Origin of the sequence: Acidovorax facilis (assembly GCF_023913775.1) — a bacterium.
In the GTDB taxonomy this organism is placed as follows: domain Bacteria; phylum Pseudomonadota; class Gammaproteobacteria; order Burkholderiales; family Burkholderiaceae_C; genus Acidovorax; species Acidovorax facilis.
This window is the reverse complement of record NZ_JAMXAX010000204.1, coordinates 1-6,873: the sequence shown is the minus strand read 5'-3', so window position 1 is coordinate 6,873 and position 6,873 is coordinate 1. Positions and strand designations below refer to the sequence as shown.

The window sequence follows — 6,873 nt, the reverse complement described above, 5'->3', positions numbered from 1 at the left end:
ACTGCGAGCGGCCACACCTATCGCTGAAAATGCAAACGCCCGATGCGGTGCATCGGGCGTCGTTGGCCGGATAGTCCGGCTGCAGTTTTAAACCGTCCTGGGTGTCAACGCTATTCAGGACGGGTCAAGGAACGCGACGGGGTGGCTACAATGATTGCAAGATTCGTGCCCTATGAACCATCGCCTCCTTCCGATCCTCCTGCTCGCGGCCCTGGCCTGCACCTTCGGTGTGGCCCATGCCGAAAAGGCCGACCGCGCCAAGCCCATGAACATCGAGGCGGACGCTTTGCGCCACGATGAACTCAAGCAAACCAGCGTGTTCTCTGGCCGCGTGGTCATGACCAAGGGCTCCATCGTGCTGCGCGGCGCGCGGCTGGATGTGCGCCAGGATGCCGATGGCTACCAGTACGGTGTGGTCACGGCAGAGCCCGGCAAGCGCGCTTTCTTCCGGCAAAAGCGCGACACCCTGCCGGGAGCACCCGACGAGTTCATCGAAGGCGAGAGCGAAGTCATCGAGTACGACGGCAAGGCCGACAACGTGCGCTTCATCACCCGTGCCGAGCTGCGCCGCTACCGGGGCGCTGTGCTCAGCGACGAGATCACAGGCGCCGTGATTGTCTACAACAACCTGACCGACGTGTTCTCCGTGGACGGCAAGCGCACCGCCACCAACGCTGCGGGCGATGCCCCCGCACCAGGCAGCCGCGTGCGCGCCGTGCTGGCCCCCAAAGATCCACCGCCCGCTGCGGCGGCCCCCGAGGCGGCGTCCCCGGCCTCAGCCCCGGCGCTGCGCCCCAGCAACAGCCTTGGCGGCGGCGCCAAGTGAGTGGGCCCGCTGTGAGTACCGGTCCTGACACTCAGGCGGGTAGCCGCCTGGGGCCTGATTCCCAGGCGGGCAGCCGCCTGGAGGTGCAGCACCTGGCGAAGTCTTATGGCAGCCGCAAGGTCGTCAAGGACGTTTCGCTGGTCGTGCAAAAAGGTGAGGTCGTGGGGCTGCTCGGCCCCAACGGCGCGGGCAAGACCACCTCGTTCTACATGATCGTGGGCCTGGTGCGCAGCGACGAGGGAGACATCCGCATCGACGGCCAATCGGTGGCCCACATGCCCATCCACCGGCGCTCGCGCCTGGGCCTGTCGTACCTGCCGCAAGAGGCCTCCATCTTCCGCAAGCTCACGGTCGAAGAGAACGTGCGCGCCGTGCTGGAACTGCAGCGTGGTGATGACGGCCAGCCGCTGTCGCGCGATGCCATTGAAGAGCGCCTGACGGCCCTGCTGCAGGAGCTGCGCGTGGACCACCTGCGCGCCTCGCCCGCCATGGCCCTGTCCGGCGGCGAGCGCCGCCGCGTCGAGATTGCCCGGGCCCTGGCCACACAACCGCGTTTCATCCTGCTGGACGAGCCCTTTGCCGGCATCGACCCCATTGCCGTGATCGAGATCCAGCGCATCATCGGCTTCCTGAAGGCGCGGGGCATTGGTGTGCTCATCACCGACCATAACGTGCGCGAGACGCTGGGCATCTGCGACCACGCCTTCATCATCAGCGATGGCCGCGTGCTCGCGCAGGGCACGCCGTCCGAGATCGTGGACAACGCCGAAGTGCGCAGGGTGTACCTGGGCGAACATTTCCGCATGTGATGAAGCCTGGACTCTCGCTGCGCGTCTCGCAGCATCTTGCACTGACCCCCCAGCTTCAGCAGTCCATCCGGCTGCTGCAGTTGTCCACGCTCGAACTCTCGCAGGAAGTCGAGCAGATGCTCGACGAAAACCCGTTCCTCGAACGCAATGCCGACGAAGCTCCGCGCGAGGAGTTTGGCCTCGAAGCCGCCGACACGCCTGCGCAGCCCGATGAGTACAGTGCGGATGATGCTATATTTTCAGGAGCTACCAGCGCAAGCAGTACAAGCGCTGAAGGCCAAAATGATGCTGAAACACCGAGTGCTGGCGCTGACGAGCCTGACTGGAGCGGTGACGGCACGGTAGAAATGGCGCCCAACGACGCGGAGTGGGGCGGGGATGCGCCCGCCCGCAACCGCAACGACTCCGAAGGCGACGAGGCCGACGCCACCGAGCTGGCCCGTTCGCATGAATCGCTGACCGCCTTTTTGCACCGTCAGGCACTGGCGCTGCGCTTGTCAGAGATTGACCGCGCAGCGCTGCGTTTTCTCATTGAATCGCTCAACGACGACGGCTACCTCGAAGAGCCGCTGGAAGAGCTGGCCATCAGCCTGGCCGGGCCGGACGACCTGGAGCAGATTGAAGAGCTGGTGCACCGCTTCACCGTGGCCCAGCGCCTGCTGCAGAGCCTGGAGCCCACCGGCGTGGGTGCGCGCAACCTGGCCGAATGCCTGACGCTGCAGCTCACGGCGCTGGCTGCCGACGAGGACAGCGATGCTGACCCCGACACGGTGCAGACCGCGCTGCGCATTTGTCAGCAGCCGCTGGAGATGCTGGCCCGCCGCGACATCCGCCGCCTGACGCAGCTGTGTGGCGACGGCGAAGAGCGCACCCGCGCCGCCATGGCGCTGATCGCTCGCCTGGAGCCTCGCCCCGGCCGCCGCTTTGCCGACGTGGAGCGCAACATCATCATTCCCGATGTCATCGTGCGCAAAGCCGGGCGTGCCAATGGACGCGATGGCCAGCACAACTTCATCGTCAGCCTCAACCCCGATGTGATGCCGCGCCTGCGCGTGCACGACATTTATGCTGGCGCCCTGCGCGGCCACAAGGGCGGCGAGGGCCACCAGGGCATGCAGCAGCGCCTGCAGGAGGCGCGCTGGTTCATCAAGAACATCCAGCAGCGCTTTGACACCATCCTGCGCGTCTCGCGCGCCATCGTGGAGCGGCAAAAAAGCTTCTTCACCCACGGCGAGTTGGCCATGCGCCCGCTGGTGCTGCGCGACATTGCCGACGAACTGGGCCTGCACGAATCCACCATCAGCCGCGTGACCACCGCCAAATACATGGCTACGCCCATCGGCACGTATGAGCTGAAGTACTTCTTTGGCTCCGGCCTTGGCACCGAGACCGGCGGCAACGCATCCAGCACCGCCGTGCGCGCGCTCATCAAGCAGTTTGTGGCCGCAGAAAGCCCCGCCAAGCCGCTGTCCGACAGCCAGATCGCTGAGATGCTCAAGGAACAGGGCATCGAGTGCGCACGCCGCACCGTGGCCAAGTACCGCGAGGCGCTCAAGATCGCGCCGGCCAACCTGCGCAAGGCGCTGTAGGTACCCCGGTTGGGGGCGCATGGCTCGCCCTGTCTGAATTTTTCGTTTTTCTATCCGCCACCCCACCATGGCCCGCATCGTCTTCGACCTCCCCCCGCACTTTGGCTTTGCCACCGAGCTGCAGATCTACATCAGCCACGTCAACCAAGGCGGGCACCTGGACAACGCGCAACTTCTGAGCCTGGTATCTGAAGCGCGGGTGCGCTTCTTCCAGTCGCTGGGCTACCCCGAGGCCGACGTGGGCGGGCTGTCCATCGTGGTCGGCGACATCGTGGCGCAGTACAAGTCCGAAGGTTTCCACGGTGAAACCATGCGCGTGGAGATGGCGCCTGCGGACTTCAACCGCTATGGGTTTGACCTGGTCTTTTGCATGACCGAGAAGACCTCAGGCCGCGAGGTGGCGCGCGGCAAGATCGGCATCGTTTTCATCGGCAAGGCCGACCGCAAGGTGGCGCCGATCCCCGAATCCATCCGCCAATTGCTGCTGGCCCGCGCGGGAACGCCGGATTCCCACGCATTGTCTGAGCGCGTATCCTCCCCATCGACATGAACCAACTCCAACTTTTTCTCCCCTGCGCCGCTGGTGTGGAGGGCTTTCTGGCCGATGAGGTGCATGGCATCACCGGCCTCACGGGGCAAGACCTGCTGGTCGGCCGCGGCGGCGTGCTGCTGCGCGCCTCGTGGCGCGAGGCGCTGCTGCTCAACCTGCACAGCCGACTGGCCCAGCGCGTACTGGTGCAGTTGGCGCACCGCCCGTACCGCTCCGAGAACGATCTCTATGCCATGGCCAGCGACGTGGCCTGGGAAATCTGGTTCACCACGCGCCAGACCTTCAAGGTCGAGGTGACCGCCCAGCACAGCCCGCTGCAGAGCCTCAACTTCGCAGGTCTCAAGGTCAAAGACGCAGTGGCCGACCGCTTTCGCGCCAAAAGCGGCGTGCGGCCCGACGTGAACACCCAGTGGCCCGATGTGCGCATCCACCTGCACCTGACCACCGACGAGGCCACGATCTACATCGACACCTCGGGCGAGCCGCTGTTCAAACGCGGCTGGCGCGAGGACAAGGGCGATGCGCCACTGAAAGAAACCCTGGCCGCCGCCATGATCGCCGCCAGCGGCTGGGACCCGCATGGCGACAACCCCCAGCCGCTGTACGACCCCTGCTGCGGCAGCGGCACCATCGTGATTGAGGCCGCGCAGATCGCCTGCCGCATTCCGGCGGGCATGCTGCGGCGCTTTGCGTTCGAGAAGCTGCTGCCGTTCCAGGCCCATGTCTGGGATGCTATTAAAAACGAAGCTGAAAGCGCAATACAGACAAGCGCTGTGCCCCTGTTTGGCAGTGATGTGGCCTTCCGCATGGTCGATTTTGCGCAGCGCAATGCAGAGCGCGCAGGTGTGGCCGATGCCGTGCAGCTGCGCGGCGGCGACGCCCTGCAGCGCATGCCACCGTGCGACCAGCCTGGCGTGATGCTGCTGAACCCGCCCTACGGCGAGCGCATTGCTGCTGCAGGCAGCGCAGGCCGCAACGCCAGCGAGCGCGCCGCCGACCGTGCCCAGGGCATGGCCGTGGGCCGCGAAGAGGCGCAGACCGAGGATGGCGGCGAATTCTTCAGCCAGCTGGCCTCGCACTGGAAGAAGAACTACGCTGGTTGGCAGGCCTGGATGCTCACACCCGACCTCAAGCTGCCCGGCAAGATGCGCCTGAAAGAATCGCGCCGCGTGCCGATGTGGAACGGCCCCATCGAATGCCGCCTCTTCCGCTTCGACATGATCAAGGGCGCGGTGCGCGACCGTGCTGCAAAACCCGCCCCTGACAACGACCCGCGCAATGCAGGTTGAACTGCGCCTGCCCGCCGAGGCCGCACCGGGCGAACCCGCTCGCCCTGTGGTGGTGGACACCAACGTCGCGCTCGACCTGCTGATCTTCAGCGACCCGCGCACCGCCCCCCTGCGCGCACTGCTGGCCCAAGGGCGCCTGGCCTGGATAGCGACCCAGGTCATGCGCGACGAACTGGAGCGCGTGCTGGCCTATCCGCACATCGTTGGGCGCATGGACTACTACCGCGTGGATGCAGCGCAGGTACTCGCTGCATTTGATGCGCAGGCGCGGCTGGTGGAGATCGCGCCCAAGGTGCCCTATGTCTGCAAGGACGCGGACGACCAGAAGTTCATCGACCTGGCGGCGGCACACCGGGCGATTTTGCTGAGCAAGGACAAGGCGGTGATCTGTATGCACAAGCGCTTGATGAATTTCGGGGCGGATGTGGCGACTGCGCTGGTGCTGGAGGCGGGGGTAGCAGAACTTGCGGTTTGATAGTCCTGCCAAGTCTTCGACAAGATCGTGGGGACTGTTACCCTCCGATGATCGTTTGTCACCGCACATGAGTTCAAGGCGGCACTTCCTCTGGCATACCGCTGGCGCTGTCTCATTTTTTGCGAGGCCGTCTTTGGCTCAAAGTCTTCCGTCGTCAATCCTTCGTGATCTCCCCTGGTCTTTTTCTGAGCCGTCTTGCCAGGATGTGGAGACTTTGCTCTCAGCCCTGCGTGAGTACAGCAGGAGCATTGGACACAGCCTGGATGAGCAGGAGCTCCAGAGGCAGTTTCCGGGCAGGACGTTGGACGTGACCTATGCGTACTGGGTTCGGGATAACGGTGGCGTTTGGACCGAATTGAGCGCTACGGTTCAGATTCGCAGGGACCACAACCCAACCTATGCAGAGGTCCTGTTCCTTTTGCACCAGGAGGCCGCGCACCTGCTGGCTGACCAGGATCACCATTTTTTTGAGGGGCTGGTGCCGTCTGCAGATCCGTTGTCAGACACGCCAAGGTACGAAATGCTGCTGGGAAGTTGATCGTAAGTTTGGTGGGATGGGTGGGCGCAGTCGGACCTGCCACGTTGGCAATCCAAGCCCTGGAAATCAGGACGTCAAAACCTTCTTCAAATACACCAGCTGAAATCCCTGGATGTAGTTGTCGATGTGCCCAAACTCCTCATAGCCCTGTTTAAGATAGAACTCGCGCGCCTGCCACTCAAAGGTGTTCAGCGTCACGCTGTGCGCGCCCAGGTTGCGGGCTTTCTGTTCTGCCGTGGCCAGCAGGTTGCGGCCCACTCCATGGTGCCGGGCGGCTTCGTCCACAAACAGCAGTTCCACGTTCAGCCACTCCAAAAACACGAATCCGCGCAGCCCGCCCACCAATTCGCCCTGCGCGTCACGCGCGCTCACCCACACCGGCTGGGACTGGCCGTACTCACCGACGAACCCGTAGTTGAATTGCCGCATCCGACGGCCTAAGACGCCGGAGTGAACTTCTTCTGCTGTGGGGGTGTAGATCTCAAAGTCGGTCATTGCGGAAGTCATGTAGGCCGGGTTGGTGAAGCGTAACCCGACCTGCTCTCATCGGGCGAAGCTGCCCCGCCGTCGCTTGAGCCGCCGCGCTCAGCTATCAAATCTGAAGTCCGCTGCCGCGTGCAGCTCCCAAGCCCCTTCGCCCTTGAACTCCAGCACGTGCGTGTGGTGTTTGGTAAGCGGCCAGCCATGGCATCTTGAAACAATGGCGTACTCGTAGGAGCCTCGTGTCCACCTCAACTCTAGGTGGACACGTGAACACTACTCCTGAACAAAGCGGCGAAGGTCGTCGGCGCCGACGC

Annotated in this window: 8 protein-coding genes; 7 read left to right on the top strand and 1 reads right to left on the bottom strand. The window is 64.2% G+C overall.

Annotated elements, in window-relative coordinates; genetic code table 11:
* Window positions 1-172: 172 nt before the first annotated feature.
* The 7 genes from lptA to NFX52_RS28820 all read left to right on the top strand — a co-directional run bounded on the left by lptA (window position 173) and on the right by NFX52_RS28820 (window position 6,076).
* Window positions 173-826, top strand: a complete 654-nt coding sequence (gene lptA / locus NFX52_RS28850) for a lipopolysaccharide transport periplasmic protein LptA (protein WP_055402492.1) — start codon at window positions 173-175, stop codon at window positions 824-826.
* Window positions 827-837: 11 nt separating this feature from the next.
* A complete protein-coding gene (gene lptB / locus NFX52_RS28845; protein ID WP_055402495.1) occupies window positions 838-1,635 on the top strand; it encodes an LPS export ABC transporter ATP-binding protein in 798 nt (265 codons plus the stop codon).
* The gene (locus tag NFX52_RS28840; protein ID WP_055402490.1) at window positions 1,635-3,224 is read left to right on the top strand and encodes an RNA polymerase factor sigma-54; all 1,590 of its coding nucleotides are present in this window, start codon (window positions 1,635-1,637) and stop codon (window positions 3,222-3,224) included. Before lptB ends, NFX52_RS28840 begins: the two co-directional genes overlap by 1 nt.
* Before the next feature lie 67 nt (window positions 3,225-3,291).
* On the top strand, window positions 3,292-3,774 hold the full coding sequence (locus tag NFX52_RS28835) for an acyl-CoA thioesterase (RefSeq protein WP_055402488.1): 483 nt from the start codon (window positions 3,292-3,294) through the stop codon (window positions 3,772-3,774).
* A complete protein-coding gene (locus NFX52_RS28830; protein ID WP_055402486.1) occupies window positions 3,771-5,063 on the top strand; it encodes a THUMP domain-containing class I SAM-dependent RNA methyltransferase in 1,293 nt (430 codons plus the stop codon). The genes NFX52_RS28835 and NFX52_RS28830 overlap by 4 nt, the downstream gene beginning before the upstream one ends.
* Window positions 5,053-5,538: a putative toxin-antitoxin system toxin component, PIN family gene (locus NFX52_RS28825; protein ID WP_252635946.1), complete on the top strand. Its 486-nt coding sequence runs from the start codon at window positions 5,053-5,055 to the stop codon at window positions 5,536-5,538. The genes NFX52_RS28830 and NFX52_RS28825 overlap by 11 nt, the downstream gene beginning before the upstream one ends.
* Before the next feature lie 307 nt (window positions 5,539-5,845).
* Entirely contained in the window at window positions 5,846-6,076 is a 231-nt protein-coding gene (locus NFX52_RS28820) for a hypothetical protein (RefSeq protein WP_156358888.1), read from the top strand.
* A gap of 66 nt (window positions 6,077-6,142) precedes the next feature.
* Here the strand turns inward: NFX52_RS28820 and NFX52_RS28815 are convergent, their stop codons facing one another.
* Window positions 6,143-6,583, bottom strand: coding sequence for a GNAT family N-acetyltransferase (locus tag NFX52_RS28815; protein WP_353848506.1), 441 nt, complete (start codon window positions 6,581-6,583; stop codon window positions 6,143-6,145).
* Window positions 6,584-6,873 lie beyond the last annotated feature (290 nt).